At 45.5% G+C, this 15959-nt stretch carries 9 protein-coding genes (1 of these 9 cut by a window edge); 1 reads left to right on the top strand and 8 read right to left on the bottom strand.

The window, feature by feature from the left end:
* The first annotated feature begins 14 nt into the window (after positions 1-14).
* Positions 15-761, top strand: a complete 747-nt coding sequence (locus EAG18_RS03440; protein ID WP_125251009.1) for a hypothetical protein — start codon at positions 15-17, stop codon at positions 759-761.
* Positions 762-804: 43 nt separating this feature from the next.
* Here EAG18_RS03440 and EAG18_RS03435 read toward each other — a convergent pair whose 3' ends face one another.
* From EAG18_RS03435 to EAG18_RS03400, 8 genes are all read right to left on the bottom strand, one after another.
* Positions 805-1866 (bottom strand): DUF6765 family protein, encoded by a 1062-nt coding sequence (locus tag EAG18_RS03435; RefSeq protein WP_125251008.1) that lies wholly within the window; start codon positions 1864-1866, stop codon positions 805-807.
* A 333-nt stretch (positions 1867-2199) separates the two neighbouring features.
* Positions 2200-3279, bottom strand: a complete 1080-nt coding sequence (locus tag EAG18_RS03425) for a prohibitin family protein (protein ID WP_125251006.1) — start codon at positions 3277-3279, stop codon at positions 2200-2202.
* Entirely contained in the window at positions 3276-4937 is a 1662-nt protein-coding gene (locus EAG18_RS03420; protein WP_125251005.1) for a cyclic peptide export ABC transporter, read from the bottom strand. The genes EAG18_RS03425 and EAG18_RS03420 overlap by 4 nt, the downstream gene beginning before the upstream one ends.
* Before the next feature lie 153 nt (positions 4938-5090).
* Entirely contained in the window at positions 5091-5267 is a 177-nt protein-coding gene (locus tag EAG18_RS22115) for a hypothetical protein (protein WP_167508250.1), read from the bottom strand.
* Positions 5268-5345: 78 nt separating this feature from the next.
* Positions 5346-5906 carry a DUF697 domain-containing protein gene (locus EAG18_RS03415; protein WP_125251004.1) on the bottom strand — a complete coding sequence of 187 codons (561 nt, stop codon included), beginning with the start codon at positions 5904-5906 and terminating at the stop codon, positions 5346-5348.
* A gap of 266 nt (positions 5907-6172) precedes the next feature.
* Positions 6173-7549, bottom strand: a complete 1377-nt coding sequence (locus tag EAG18_RS03410; RefSeq protein ID WP_125251003.1) for a serine hydrolase domain-containing protein — start codon at positions 7547-7549, stop codon at positions 6173-6175.
* Positions 7550-7635: 86 nt separating this feature from the next.
* The gene (locus EAG18_RS03405) at positions 7636-8604 is read right to left on the bottom strand and encodes a TauD/TfdA family dioxygenase (RefSeq protein WP_125251002.1); all 969 of its coding nucleotides are present in this window, start codon (positions 8602-8604) and stop codon (positions 7636-7638) included.
* A gap of 32 nt (positions 8605-8636) precedes the next feature.
* Positions 8637-15959, bottom strand: the 3' portion of a protein-coding gene (locus EAG18_RS03400) for a non-ribosomal peptide synthetase (protein WP_125251100.1). 4734 nt of this gene lie beyond the right edge of the window; only the last 7323 of its 12057 coding nucleotides appear in the window; the start codon falls outside the window, past its right edge; the stop codon is at positions 8637-8639.

The following is a 15959-nucleotide window of genomic DNA, read 5'->3' as shown; positions in this document are numbered from 1 at the left end:
GTAAAGGAGAAACTATGGTTACATTCAACACTCGACTACTTGCGATGGTATTGGCTTGTAGTTCCACTTCTGTTTTTGCTACTCAGGTATTTTATGATCAGGATGGTGCAGGAGATCATTCGCAGTATCAGGGCGCACCTGTTGATTTTATCTCAGCTCGTGCAGGTACAACTGAGTACTTTAATGCACTCACAGGTGGCCTAACAGTGGATGAGTGCCATCAATTTGAAGTGGTTAATACACAAACTGGCAATTTGATTGCTCCTCTGACATTCAACACGCCCTTTATTTCTGGTCCTATTCCTGCGGAGCATAAGCTAACAGAAAAGTCGCTTAAACTCAGCTGCACATTACCTTCAGGTGAAGAAGCGATAGTCTACCACAAGATACCTAAGGCTCCCGCCGTTGCATGGCACAGTGAAATCACAGTGGCTGATTGGCAAACGCCGAGTAATGGTCCTGGGTATTTTGCAGATGTTCAATATACCGGCTTGATTAATATTAATAACAACTCGCACCAAGGCCAGTGCCGAAAGGCCAATTATGTCGGTGGTAACCCAACATTTTTCAATGAAAGACATCAAGGTGGGTTTTATAGTGATGTCTTAAATGTTGCGGGTGAGGCTAAATACAGTGGTTTTTATAAAGTACTGGTGACAGAATTAATTTGTAAAAACTCAGGTGGTACAACTCGCCTCGTCGAAACTTGGCATATTAACCAAAACTCACAATCCCGTGAACTTTCTTCCGAGCTATTTTAAACACAAGAATAGTGCAGCCTAGCTGCACTTACTTTACGGAAGCTTAGCTGACACAAATCCCATATCTGGGCAAAATATCATCAATTACACAGAGGCGATGCTTTTTAGCCGCATCATGAAAATACTTCCAATTAGAAGTTAAAAATTCACGGCGAAATGGATAGCTATCGTCATCACCTTTAGCACGTGTCGTGCCTAGCGCTTGATGCTTCCACGACCCTTCGCCTTTGGCAATATAAGTAAGTGTGTATGCACCTAGGCCAAATCTATCGGTTTTGATTGAATCAAGCCACAATTGGTGGCGCACTTCACCATCATCCATATTAAATTCAATAAAGCACTTTGCTATTTCTTGCTTTACTGACTCACCCAAGCCTGTTATCTCTTTTCCCCGATAAGCTTGATAGACTTTGCACAGCTCATCAGCAGCAACCAGAAAATCGCTTGGGTTATCTCTTACCACTTTCTCATCCAAACCGTTGATATAGCTCCACACTTGATGCGGCTGATCTGGGTGAGACAGTGCCTGCCCATGTCCAAGGCTTGGAATATCATCTTGAAAAATATCAGAAAAATATTCGCTGATACGTTCGCTCCATGTTTCTTCCGCTTCGCCATTTAAGTCTTTTATTTCATTAACTTTATTGACTTTATGTTGTATTCCAGCAAACCCTTGATGGCCCCATGTATCGATGAATACATGAGAGGTAATACCTAGGCGATGTAATCCATATGGCCTTGCCTTATCTGCTATACATTCAGTAATCATGTCTTTTGCTACATATGAATACGGTTTACAGACCAGTTTTTGAATAAAACTGCCGGAGGGGTTTTGTCCTGCGGGCAACCCTCCATTGCCTGGTAAAAAATGAAAAGGCACCCACACTTTCATATTCTTCAGGCTGTCGAGGTTTTTATAATCAAGCATTTTATGTGCGGTAGCGATACGCTCATAGGCAGCCCCGTTATCAAACTCGATATGACCGTAATTTGTTGCATCGTCTACATATTGCGACGCGTGAGCAATAATTTCAGCTTCTTGTTCAGTGAATCCCGCAGCACGGGCAACAACCCATGTCATACCATGGTGTAAATCAATTTGCATTTTTTATTATCCTTGCCTTTTCTCACGCAACACAGTGTAGTGCGTGAGAATCAAAATGTAACTAACTTAGGGCTAGGATAGGCTATGATCGACCGTATTGCAGTGAGGCTCACTTTGGTCTCTTTTACCAATTTGACTTAATGCTTGCTCAATTTGAAGGAGTAAATCTGACGCTAATAGCGTTAAAAATTTCTTATTTAGAACAACTAAATAGCAAATTTTTAGCCTTACCTTCGTGGATGTAGGTACCTTGGCGATAACAGGACGCGGTAGCGGGGTTATCGACAAGGTTTTCTCGCCTCAAAATAGACCACCTAATTAAGAATATTGGTATTATTTTGGTTTAGTAATAGCATTGGGGGTTTGCGGTTCTTGGTTTTGCGGATCCCCTGCCACTGGCTGCACCGAAGCTGGTAAAGCACTTCCCCCATTTTCAGTGTTTAAAATCAGTGGTAACCCATCTTTTCCACTACCAATAACCACCACTTTTGCATTGTTCGATTTGGCTAATTCAATGGTTGCTTCTATGCCGCGCCATCTTAGGTAAGTTTCAGAGATCCCCCCACTCACCTTCTCTTGAAAATCAGCTATCCCCATGGCTTCAACTTTCTTTCGCTCTGCTTCTTTTTCAGCAACATCCAAGCGCATTTCGTACTCTTGATACAAGTGCATTTGGTTTACTTTCGCTATAATTGCATTATGCACCCCTTCTGGAATATCTACATGGCGAATTAGCATGTCGTCTAGATTTACCAAATTATGCCCCTGCATCTCGCTCTTTTCTTGCTTTAGTATGGTTTTTTCTTGCAACTGAACCTCTCTCAGGACAGTGCTTAACAGCTTATCTTGAATCTTTAAGCGTTGATTTGCGTATACTTCCTCGGCGGTATAGTCAGAAACAATCATGCGCACCGCAGATGCAACTTCTGGGATCACAATTTCATCTAGATAGTCTTCCCCAACTAACTTGTGTAAATAAGGAATATGCTCCACGACGGGGCGGTAACGCACCGTTATTTCCATTTTTATCCTCAGTCCCTCAGAGGTAATAGCATGGATCTCTGTGGTGGTCGTTTGGAAGCGGCTGGAATAAATCGTCAACGTATCCCATGGGTATACTAAAACTGTCCCTTCATAAAACGGGTGCTCAACATACGTGCCGCCAAAGCGCTTCCATATCACTCCCACCTGCCCTGAATCTATTTTTATAAAGACAACTTTGACCAAAACAACGGCGATAAAAAGCAAAATTAGTAACGTCACACCAGCACGAAAGCGCCAAGACAATATGCGTTTATGCCATTTGGGTTTATGGCGCTTTAACGCCCGCATAAACAAGTTTGAAAGAATAAGTGCCAGTACGACACCACCAACAGCATATAAACCAAAATCTTCAGGGATAGTAACATTCATGATAGCACTCCATTACTTTCACTATCTTGATGGGTAAATAGTTGTCCTTCTTCCATTTTTAAGTGTGTATCAGCTAAGTGGAAGTAAGCATCATCGTGAGTGATGGCGATAATCGTGTTACCACGAGCCTTTAAGCGTGGTAACACTTGTTCGTAGAATTTGCGTCTAAAGATAGGGTCTTGATCTGCCGCCCACTCATCAAAAATGTAAATAGGCCTATTTTCTAAAATAGTGCTCAGTAGCGCCAATCGCTTTCGCTGCCCTGATGACAAGTCAATGGTACTAAACGCTCCTTCTTGAATACTGACTTTGGCACGCATCTCCAGAAAGTCTAACCACTTGTCTATTTCTTGAGCACTCAAATCACGAATACCATAGAGCTGCTGGAACAAATGAAAATCGGCAAAGACAGCGGTGAATAAACTTCGATATGCGAGCCGATTATCATCAGTCACAGCTTGACCATTTAATAAAATTTGTCCGCCTTGAAGCGCATATAAACCTGTCAGCATACGAATAAATGTGGTTTTGCCACTACCATTTCCACCGGTAATAAAAGTGGTTTTCCCTTGCTCGAATGTAATATCAACAGGCCCTACGGAAAAAGGGCGGTCACTGGATTTCTTCTGGTGCTGATAAAACGCGCCTTGCATAGTAATGGCTTTAAATGATGTGAGGTTTTCGGTAGATTTCAGCCTCTCGGTATGCTGTTGGTCTGCTATCGTTTTAAGATCACGCTCTAGTGCCAAGACATTTTGTGCCGCCTCGGTTGCGGTTGTGAATACTGGGATCCCACCAACAATGCTGGTAATTGGACCGATTAAAAATAACGATGCAGTAGTGACTTTGATCACGACATCTGTATAGACATCGGATAGCATAGGAACAATAAAAACCATTGCACCGGTTGCGGTAAAAAACGTTATTTGTGACAAAATAAAGTCTGTTGCAAACAGAGTTTGTGTTTTTGTCTTCGCTCGCCTAGCACGATTAGAATCGCGACGATATTCCCGCTCTAAGTCTTCTGCTCTTGGCTCACTCAGTTTTACTTCTTTAAAGCCATCAAGCAAATCAGATAAGCGCTGAATAAGCTGGTTTTCACTGTCAAAGGAGATCCGCATGTTGCGCTGAATCTCATTCGCTCTTAAGCGGTGTATACTGGCACCCACCATGATAAGTGTTGAGATAACCATAAAGGCTACAAATGAATGCCAAGCGATATAAAGCGATGTGAAGAATACTAAACTAATAGACTGACCGATGATCACAAAAAGCTGCGCTGATTGAGATATGGTCTGGAGTTCTTTACTTATCGTATTGAAAATCCGTTCCTTACCAACTTTTTCCAGTGTTGATAACTCAGTGTGGCGAATGCTTTCAAATRAATCGACCCTCAGTTTATCTATGGCACGCTCAACCATTTGTGCAGCCTTGGYCATTAAGCGTTGCTGAGTCAAACCATAAATCGCAATAGTGAGTGAAAACAACACAAGATAATAGAGTATGTGGTTTTCTTTATTTATGTCAGAAATATTGGCTGCTACGTTGTTGATAAGTGCAAGCACCAGCGCATTAGCCAAACCAGAAATACACCCAAGTGCAAAAAAGGTCCGTTTTTTTATCTGAATATGTCGGCGAATTAATTCGTACAATACCATTATTATTATCTTTTATTGTTATTGGGCTACTGCCCGCGCATGCAATTAAGCATAGTCCCTAAAAATAAAAACCACAGGTCAAAAACAAAAGAATATCGCTTTAAAACATCTGGTTATATTGATATCTAGTTAAAGCCGTGACAACAGAAATGGCTATTCTTCATCTTGCTCGGCCAATGGTTTGCGTCTTTGCCCAACGAGTAAAATAATCAACCCTATAACAGGCGTGAACATCAATGAGATGAGAAAGAATCCTACCGGCCCCGCAAAGGTGTGACGCCCCCAATACCCAGTTAAAACACATAACACTAAATACAACGCAATTAACATAAGTTGCTCCAAGTTGTGATTGACGACAAACGGAAAATAAACCAGCAGTTGCCTGCCGGTTTATTTCAGCCAGTATCGTTATACTGTGGCTTTATCCGCTGTAGCGGTTGCGTCCGCATTTCCCTTATTTGCACGATACTTAGCTGCAATATCTGCGATATCCCCTTTCATACTTGCTAAATTCAGGTTTATCAGCGTACCGCCATTTTCAAAGTGTCGAACAAACGTAGAGCCCACTGCATGTGTTGATGCCGCAGACACTATAGGCATAAATGCGATTGCGCTTAACGTACCAAGCACAGGAACCGCCTTCAAAAAGCTGCTTAGTCCCGCGCCCCCTAAGGTTTGTGGAAAAGAGCCGCCGATCAATGCGCTTACTGTGCCACGCAACTTATTGTCTCCATATGATTGACCATAGACTTTCGCGACTTCGCCTATCATCTTCATTTGGATCCCCGTCAACGCCACTAAATCAACCGCAGGCAAGGGAATAAACCCAGAGCCAAACGACCATTTGGTGTATTTGTCGACAATCAGCTGAGCAACAGCTGCTCTATCCTCATCAGCAACAAGTTGTGATTCCTGTTGTTCTGGCGCTTCGCTTACCTTGTCGTCCTTCGCTGTTTTTGTCACTGCCATAATTCATCCTCTATGATTTACTTAAACAGTTGTCGAACCCACCAAGTGCCAACACGGCACTTGCCCTAGCACCCATAATTTCACAAGCTATGCTCATTCAAAGATGGGCTTTACTACCTTCATTAATCATGAAGAAGTAAACCTAAGAACAACCAAGGATTTGCACAGTGTCACAAATACAGCTGAGCGAAACGTTGCCACCTACCACAGGTGTTCTATTAATTTGTTTAACCGAGCATCAGAGCTCGATGTTTTCTCTCACCGCGTTATGCCTGATTTAAATCTTGCTGACATTCCTCAGTGCGGTGTTTATCACTATAGAAGATAATGTTACGGATCTCCTTGGCGATACAATCTGACTCAATCCCTTCTTTTACATAGTTGCTAAACACCATGATGCTTTGATCTCGTTCCAGTAAACGAGTAAAACTAGTCACCCATGAATAGGGGTAACTTCCTGAATACTGTAAAAACTTTTCATACATTCTAAGGTTAGCGTCTGCTGGGTTTTCGGGGCAATTTGCTACTTTGCCATACTGGTTAGGGTCGACATAGGTTACAAACCAACCATAACCATAATATTCACACTCTGTGCTACTGCCGGTATTGGAATAGGGTGCAAAGGCTGCCAGTTTTTGGGCATCACTTAAGATCTGCGTACCATATAACCCTTGATCCCACTTGTGCATATCCTCTACGGTCGAATATAAATCTCCGGCAGAGTAAAGCACTAGCGGATTACTGTAAGGATTAACCAAAATATCTTCATAGGGGGCTGGCCCACCAGTAGCTGGTGGACGGCCATTCGCTAGAGGTAAATACTGGTTTTGGTTGTAGATGTAACCTGTGGTCATATTCGAATACACACCTATCGCGCTATATGAGCCACTGTCAGTCATGTTAAGTGGGTTTAGAATTTGCTCTTGAACAATATTGGCAAACCAATACTCACGACCAATATTGCCCTGTTTACCCGCCGCTAACTGCTCGATAATGTTACCAATAAGATAGTAGTTACAGTTACTGTATTCATACTTACTGCCAGGCGTGAACGAGGGAGTGCCACTTTGCCCCGCTTCAGCACCACAAGTACAAAAACGATTACTAAAGTCTTCTGGTCCGTTAAGGTCTAGATTTGAGTCATATAAATAGGGTCGCCAACCATAGTTGTCGTACACCGCTTCGTTGTCACTGTAGTTATTGATCCCAGATGACATGGTAAGTAGGTGATGCAATGACACATCGGCGCATTGATTATCTGGATACCAAGGCAAGTGGTCGCCAATGGTTTCCTGCCGTAAGTCTTTACCATCTAACATCTTCATTAGAATAGCGGCCGAAAACGCTTTGGTATTGGAGCCAATGCGATACTTCGACTTCACACTGTTCGCGACATCATACTGCATATTTTGTGGCCCGCAGTGATGCTGGTAAATTACTTTATCAACTGACGTAATATAAATAGTGCCAAAGAAAAGGTTTGCATCGCAGTACTCTTTCACCACCGCTGCTATCATTTCTAATTGATTCGGCATGATGGTGTGATTATCCGCGATACTTTTTTTCTGCAAACAAGATGCAAGCGCTAGGGTGATGCAAAATAGCATCATCAGTCTTAGCCGCAGTTGTATTAGCCATTTCATTGTTCAAATTCCTTACATTGCCAACCACGTAACCACTAACAAGTGTTATTGCCCAGCTTCCACTGGAAAAGATTAATATTAACCAGTTAAGCCGAGGCTATTTTCGCCATGCCAACTAGCACTTTTCGAGTACCTGTATAGGCCTCTCTGCCATGGGTAAACAGCATATTGTCCAATAGCAAAATATCGTTTTTTTGCCATGGGTAGGCAAAAGTCAAGTCACGATAAACGTGGTTAATCATGGCAATGTCTTGGTCGCTAATCTCACTGCCATCACCAAAAAAAGCATTGCGTGGCAAAAATTCGCTGCCGATACTGTCACGCATGTGCGCACTGAGTTGATTGTCTAGGCTTGAGCAATGAAACAAATGAGCTTGATTAAACCACACCTTTTCACCACTAATTGGATGGCGCATGACCGCTGGACGCCATTGCTTGGTTTGTAGCCTTTTATCATCAAGCCAAGTAAATTCGATTTCATTTTGTTGGCAATAGTGCTCAACCTCTGTCTTACTCTCGGTCTGGAAAACTTCTTGCCAAGGTAGGTCAATATCACCGTAGTTACGCACATATTGCACGCCTAAGCGCTCAAACTTATCTCTTAGCTCAACTGGAATATGACGGTAAACTTCACGGCTATCAGCAAGGGGGGTACAACCTCCCGAGGTTGCTGGGATCACACAAAAGAACCCCATTCGCATCGGCCACACATTGGAATAGGCATTCTCGTTATGTTGAAGGATCACTTGATCAGCATGGTACTCAGTCGTGGTATAAATATTGTTGTTCAACGCGGTACGAGGAGAAGAACGATAAATATACTGGCTTAAACGCTCACCAAATAAGGTCTCAAGTATGGTGCTAAACTGATTTGTGCTCACAATATTTAAGCCACGCAGTAGTGCAAAACCATCTCGCTCAACCCAATTATTTACCTCTTGAACGTGACTTTTCACCCATGCCATGCCGCTTTGTTTAACCTCAGATAAGTCATGTATCCGAGGGTCTGCTGCAATCGTTGTCGGATCCAATTCCAAAGAAAGTGCGTGATCCATTGTTTTCCCATCCTTAAAAGTAAGTACTTTTGCTAGTGCAACACATAGTTGCGCTCAATTATGTTAACCAACTGCCCCACTTGCTCGGCTTGCAAGCAGGACAAATGATCTCCTTTGACTTCATAACAAGAGAGAGAGTGACTAAATGGTTGCCACCCCATGTCTTTATTCACAGGACGGCCTTCAAATTTTTGCGTTTGCTGCGTTTTCACAACACAGATTGGGATGTCGCTAAGCATAGACCGCATCTCAATATTTGCTCGCAGTTGGGCACTAAAAACTTGTTGAAAGTGACGTAGATGCGTATCACTAAAATTAAATCCAGCTTGTTTTATCCAGCGATTGAGAGAAGCAATGCGTGCTGTTGCATCACCTTGTTGATAAGCACTGATTTCAGCATCAGAGACACTAAGGCGGAAAAATGCCACCAGATTATCCAGCATCATTTGTGCAATTTGCGTTTCATCCAAGTTAAGCGCTGGATTGCTTGGGACAGGCGTATCAATCACAGTTAACGAGCAGCCAATTCGACCTTGTTGCTCAAGTAAAGTGGCAAGTTGATAGGCAATAAAGCTGCCAAAAGAATGTCCGACCAAATGCACTTGTTCACCAAGTTCTGCACCAGCTAATACACTGAAATAATACTCGGCGGTGCGTTCTATGGAGGTTAGCGCCTCAAGCTCCTCGGCAAGCGCCTCTGGTTGCAAGCCATAAACGGGGATACGGCTATCAAGCCCATTCACTAACGCATGAAATGCCATAAGCCAACCTCCCGCTCCCGCAATCAGCACCACAGGTGTAAACCCAAGCTCGCCCTCTTGCAAACACACTAAGGTTTCAAGCAATTGAGGTTTGCCATCGCGTTCGCCAAGACCCTCTCTTAATACTTGTATATGCTGACTGAGGCCACGCACGGTTGGATGCTCAAACAGTGCCGACAGCGGCAAATTGAGTTGTAGGTGCTGATTAATATCACCCACTACACGCAGCGCTAATAGCGAATGACCACCTAAATTGAAGAAGTTATCGTCAAGGTACACTCTATCCACCTGCAAGCGACGGGAAAACTGCTGCGCTAATTGCGATTGTAGTGGGGTGAGCCTTTCCTGCTTAGCCTCTTGGTGCTGGGATTGCGATAGAGTGTATGAACCGGCCAGCGTAGTGAGCTGTTTGCGATCGACTTTGCCGTTGGTTGTCAGCGGCAGATGGCTAACTGATTGGAACAACTCAGGGATCATGTAAGCAGGTAAAGCCGCTCCAAGTTGCCCCCGTAGTGAAGCCGCGCTAACTTCAGTCTGCTGTGCAGGCTGCACAAATGCCACCAGTTGCGCGTTGTTACTGCCATCTTCGCGCACCACCACAGCGCAATTAGCAACCCCGTCTAGCAGCTGAAGTTGTCGCTCAATTTCTCCCAGCTCAATACGGTAGCCGCGCACTTTGACTTGGTCATCACCACGGCCTAAATACAACAATTCATTTGAGGCTAAACAGCAAGCGCGATCGCCAGTTTTATAAAGTCGCTGGCCGCTATTTGACTCAATAATAAAGGCTTGCTGCGTCTTTTCTTCGTCATTGAGGTAACCTCTGGCAAGGCCAATACCCGCAATGTATAAATCGCCTTCCACACCGGTGGCCACCGCTCGAAGCTGTTCATCGAGTAAATATAAAGACAAACCCGCGATAGGCTGACCGATTGGCACGCGTGCACCGCTGAAGTGCGTGACATCATTAAGCGTTGCCGAAATGGTTGCTTCGGTTGGGCCATAGGCATTAATTATTCGAATACGGTCGCCGTAGCGCTGCTGCCAATCGGTGAGCGCGGCAATCTGCATTTGCTCGCCACCTATGGTGATGATCCGCAGCGAATCTGGCAGGGTGACTGAAGTTGCTGCAAGTTGATGCCAATACGCCGTTGGCAAACTCATCAGTGTTAACTCAGCATCTTGGCTTAATTGCGCCAGTTTATTGGGATCTAACATGTCGTCCGTCGGTGCCATCACCAAGGTTGCACCACGAAGTAAAGTACAAAAGACTTCTTCCGCAAACACATCAAAGCTCATGCTAGCAAATTGCAGGTAATTGTCGCTTGGCGTAATCGCATATTGTGTAGCTAAAGTCTGCACATAATTAACGACACTGGCATGCTCCACCATCACCCCTTTTGGCATGCCCGTGGTGCCCGAGGTATAAATTACGTAACAGAGGTCGTCAATCAGGCATGGCGCAGTAAAGCAACGACTGGACTGCTCGGCCAAAGCGCCCTGAATACTATCTAAATCGACTTGAGGCACCACCAGCTCCGAGCTACCCTGCCAATATTCTGTTTTAGTAATCAGCATGGCTGCATTGGCATTTTGCAACAGCAAACGGCGTCGAGACTCAGGTAGTGTTGGTGCAATTGGTAGATAAGCCGCGCCCAATTTAAGCACCGCAAGCATAGCCACAATAAGCTGATAATTCGCCTCTAAACACAGGCCAATAATAACTGGGGGTGTACTTAGCTCTAATCGTGATGCAAGGTAATGGGCGAGCTGATTGGCGTCTTTATCCAGCTGTGAATAGTGATAACAGTGAGCCTCCTCAGAGACGCTACTATATTCACGAATAGCAATATGCTCAGGAAATTCAGCAGCGATTTGTGCAAATAATTGCTGAATAGGTAAACTTGGCGTTTGATATGGTGCCGCTTGCATCAGTGCAAAAGTGGGCAGAGACAGTGCCTTGCTATTCTGCATATGTTGAGGCTGCCAAGACAATTCTCCGAGTGTTTGCTCAGGCTGTTGTGTCGCCGCTAACATCAGCTGCTGCATCGCCGCAAGGCTTTGCTCGATAAACACCTCATCAAAGCACTGCTGCTGATAGCTCAGCGTGAGCGATAACCCCGCCCCTACGCCGACCACGAAAGTCAATGGATAGTGTGTTTCGTCAACTTCACTCAAAGTGATTGCCGTGAATGGCAGCTCAGCGCTATTTTGTAACGGATCTTGCGGATAATTTTCAAAAACATACAAGCAATCAAATAATGGACTGTCGTTGTCAATACCCGACCACTGATGAGCTTGTGTCAGTGGTGTATGCGGGTGCTGCGCCAATGCCGTAAGCTGCGACTTCACCGCTTGTAGGTAATCTTTCACACGCGCATTATGATCTATCGCGACATAAACCGCTTGCGTATTAATATACAAGCCAACGCGCTGCGCCATTCTACTAAGCGCTGTAGGTCTACCTGCAATAGTTTGACCAAATAAGGCATACGGTTCGTTGCAGCAACTTGCCACCCAATACGCCCAGAGCCCTTGGATAAACTGATTGACGGTAAGTCCTTGCTCGCTTGTAAAGCGAGTCACAGCATCTAGCAGCGATTGCGGTAACGTCACACTAAGTTCTTTAACACTAGCCGCTTTATTTTCAGTACGTAGTACCTTTTCGCTGAGTAATGTGGGCGTGGTAACTCCACCCAAATACTCCCGCCAAAACGCTTCGTCGCGGTCAACATGCGTATGCAAATATTCGATATGATCGCGGAAATTATCTACTACAATGGGGCGTAACTCACCTTGGCAACGAGCTTGATAAAATGCCACTAATTCAGCAAATAATACCGGTAGTGACCAGCCATCCATAATAAGATGATGATACGTCCACACCACTCCAACATTGCCATCATCAAAAGCGATTAAGCTTAACCGCATACAAGGCGCTTGCGAGAGCTTAAGCGGCTCGGCAAGCTCCACTTCGGCCTGTGATTTCACCACATGCGATTGCGCATCTGCAATAGCGACACTCTGCACCAGATTCAGCGGTAGTTCGGCATGTTTATAAACCAGCTGCAGCGGCTCGCCAGCAACGTCCATAAAGGCCGAGCGTAATATGCTGTGCTGTTTAATCAATTGCTGCCAAGCGTAACTCAACGCCTCGATATCCACACAACCTTGTAGCAATAAGCTGGCTTGCTCGATATAAGGCTGCGTGCGTTGAGTGTGCGCCTCACGTGCAGTTTGACTGTGGAACCACATGCCTTGCTGTAAACCCGTTAGGGGGTAAATATCCTCAACTTCCCCTTCAACCTGCCCAAGTATGCGCTGCAACTGCCTCTCAGAAATGCCACTGAGAAGTACAAAGTCACTGACTGTGTAATGACGTTTAGGCTGAGATTGGCAATGCTCGATGACCTGAATTAGACTTTCGAGTATCTCTTTACTTAATCGCTCTGCCGCTTCAGATGTTAAGCGCTGGCTGTCAAACTCCAGCGTTAACGCCAGTTTACCATCCACAACCGCCGCCGTTAGTTGTGCTCCAAAGTAGCTGAGGTTTGACTCTGAAACCAAAGTGCCAGTCGACTCACGAGCATCTCCCAGCAAACCTTGTTGCTCAATAACTGTATCTAGCTGGCCTAAATAGTTGAAAAACAGTAAGCCTCGGGTATCAATCTTAAGCGCTGAGCGAACGTTTGGCTCTGGGTGTAAATACCGAGCTGCACCATAACTACTGGCAACTTTAGCGCTCCTTTCAAGCTCTGCCTTGATACTGCAAATCACATCATGCAAGCGGCTGCCATTACTAAACAACTGCATTGGATAGAGCGCCGTTAACCAGCCGATGGTGCGGCTGCTGTCCAGTGCCTCGGTCAGTGACTCGCGGCCATGCCCTTCTAGCATGATCACTTCACTGCCTGCACCACGCTTTTGCGCACACCAGGCAAGTGCACTGAGCAGCAGTGCTTGCGCCGTCGTACCATAACTGGTGTTGGCAGATCCCAATAATGCACGGGTGTGCGATGCTGATAACGTGTGGCGAGCTTTGACTATGGTTGGAGTCGCGCTTGTATCTTTTAGGCCCAATAAGTGTGAGCTTTCAGCCAGCGCAGCCACCTTCTGCCATTTGTGCAAATCGCGCTCATTAGATGCAAGTTCACGATAAAAGTCGGCAAGTTCAGCCAAATTTGCGCTTGCGGCTGGAAGCTCCAACGGCACATTGTTTATTTGCTGCTGTAGTAACTGGCTCACATCTTCAAGTAATACCCGCCAAGAGACACCATCCACTAGCAAGTGATGTGCACTAAACAGCAAGCGATTATTGGCTTCGCTGTCGGGCGTAATAAATAACACCGCTTTAAACAGTGGCGTGCTAGTAAACGCAAAACCTTGCTGCACTTGTTCACTGAACTCGCTCAGCTCAGCTTGCCATACCTCACGCTCAAGTGTATGCGCCGTAAATACCTTTTGAATATCAATGCTATCACGTACAAATATGGTGTTTTCATCCGCAACCACCAAGCGTAGCGCGTCGTGCTGGGTAAGCAGATATTTTACAACCTCCATAAGCTGCGCAGGTGTGACGGATTTATCCACACTCACCAACACACTCTGATCCCAATGACTGGGTTTGGCAAATTGCTGAGCAAAAAACCAATGCTGAATTGGTAACTTATCGAGTTTACCAACCAGTGGCTGCCTTTCTTTACCTATCGACAGGTGAATATCTTGCTGGGTAAGTCTTGCTGCAAGCGCCGAAGCACTGGGGTAAGTAAACACATCAGTCGCACTCACTGGTAACTTGAGTGCTTTGGCTTTACTGGCGATTTGAATACTCAAAATAGAGTCGCCGCCCAACGCAAAATAGTCGTCTTCAGCGGTCATAGATGGCGTATTTAATACCTGCCGATAAATCGCCAATAACTGAGCAACGATGCTGTTAGCCTGTGGTGTGACCGTGCTCGGCTCGGTTACTGTGATAGTCTGTTGCGTTTTACCAAGTGTTGCCAAGGCACGATGGTCAACCTTGCCATGCGGCGTCAAAGGGAGCTTTTCGAGCATAACAAAGTGCTCTGGCACTATATAACTTGGTAGCCTTTCCTTTAGCTGGGTTTGAAGCTCCTTAGGCTCAATATTTGCCACCACAAATGCCTGCAACTGTGGTTGCCCTGACGCACTTGTGGTTATCTGAACCGCGCATTCTTGTACGCCCGATAGCAGCCCAATTTGCTGTTCAATTTCGGCCAGCTCAATACGATAACCTCGCAGCTTTACTTGTCCATCGTTACGACCCATATAGGCGATACGGCCGTTGCTAAGCTGGCGTACTAAATCTCCCGTTTTATAGGCTCGTACCGTTTGCGATGGAGAGGCTTGTAGCTCAATAAAACGCTCAGCGCTAAGCTGTGGTTGATGTAAATACCCTCTAGCAAGTCCCGCTCCGGTAATATATAACTCCCCAATCATCCCCTGAGGCACAGCGCGCAATTGTGGATCTAAAATAAATAGCTGGCTATTGTCGACGGGTAAGCCGATATCTGGCACCTGTTCGTCAAACTCAACCACGCCTGAGGTCGCGACTACAGAAGCTTCGGTAGGTCCATAGTTATTGACTAGGGTAAATCCGTATTCTTTTGCTTGTAGCGCACCGAGCTTATCGCCACCCACCAATAAATAGCGCAAGCTTTGCGGGTTAAACAAAGGCTCGGAGAGCAGCGCTTGAGCGATTGGCGTTGCAATAAAACTATGCGTGACTTGATATGTATTGAAGCAGGTTGTTAATTCGGCCGGTGACTGTAGCACGGTTTTTGTCACACATACTAAACTCGCGCCAGCACATAGATAAGGCCAAATCTCCCACGTTGCCGCGTCAAAGGCAGGGTTGGCGGTTTGACTTGCAACACTATGATTATCCACTGCAAAGGCTCGCTGGTGCCAACCACATAAATTCGCCAACCCTTGGTGGGCTATCATTACGCCTTTGGGGTTACCTGTCGTGCCAGAGGTATAAATCACATAGGCTAGCTGCTCCGCTTTAACTTTTGGAAACTGCTGAGGTATTGATATTGCCGCAAGGCGCGCTTGCACGTTAGCGTCATCAACACAGATAACATGTGGCGAGCGATATTCAGCGTCAATGTGGTTATCATCTGACTCTGCTACCTCAAAGCAAGCGGCAAACTCACACTTGGTTAAAACCAGCGCTGCACCGCAGTCTTTGGCAATGTAATTGACTCGCGCTTGAGGGTAATGAGGGTCAACAGGTACATAACATCCACCCGCTTTTAATACAGCCAACATCGCCACAATGAGATCTGCGCTCCCCGTCATCGCTACAAGTACAGGCTGCTCTGATTGCAGCCCTTCGCTTAATAACAGCGCCGCCAATGCCTTGGCTCTTTCATTAAGCTCACCATAACTCAAGGTTTGATTTGAGTTTGTGTCAATTACCGCAACTCGCTCAGCTTGTGCAGGCTCTGCCATATGTCGCTCAATTTGCTCAAGCACTGACTGCTCAAAGTGTTCCGGCGCTGAGTTGCCTGAAATCGCATAATCCGCTAGCGGCTGCTCCTTGCAAAGTTTTATGTCCGCAAGCGGGCA

Origin of the sequence: Pseudoalteromonas sp. J010 (assembly GCF_003934235.1) — a bacterium.
In the GTDB taxonomy this organism is placed as follows: Bacteria; Pseudomonadota; Gammaproteobacteria; order Enterobacterales; family Alteromonadaceae; genus Pseudoalteromonas; species Pseudoalteromonas peptidolytica.
Note: the sequence above shows the minus strand (reverse complement) of the source record. Positions and strands in the feature narration are given on the sequence as shown.